The organism is Alkalihalophilus lindianensis (assembly GCF_032843265.1).
Taxonomy (GTDB): Bacteria; Bacillota; Bacilli; order Bacillales; family Bacillaceae_D; genus Alkalihalophilus; species Alkalihalophilus lindianensis.
Map to the genome: position 1 here is coordinate 1 of NZ_JAWJBA010000445.1, position 265 is coordinate 265.

A 265-nucleotide genomic window follows, 5' to 3' on the forward strand; every position below is an offset into this window, starting at 1 on the left:
TCAAATTATCTGAAGTTAATATTTCTTTCGTGTCAAACTCCATACTGCGAATTTCTCGTTCAACAAGCTCTTTCCCCTTTATCACGTTCTCCTCGCGGCGCTGTTTCTTAAAGAACGCTCGAATCTTGTTTTTCGCTTGTGAAGTTTGGGCCAGCTTCAACCAGTCCTGACTCGGCCCATAGGAATGCTTAGAAGTAAGAATTTCAACAATATCACCTGTTTTAAGCCGGTAGTCAAGCGTAACCATCTTCCCGTTTACCTTTGA

1 protein-coding gene is annotated in these 265 nt (G+C 42.3%); it reads right to left on the bottom strand.

Features of this window, described 5'->3' with window-relative positions; genetic code table 11:
- The coding region (locus RYX56_RS22970) for a RelA/SpoT AH/RIS domain-containing protein (protein ID WP_317124203.1) at positions 1–265 on the bottom strand (265 nt) is incomplete at both ends.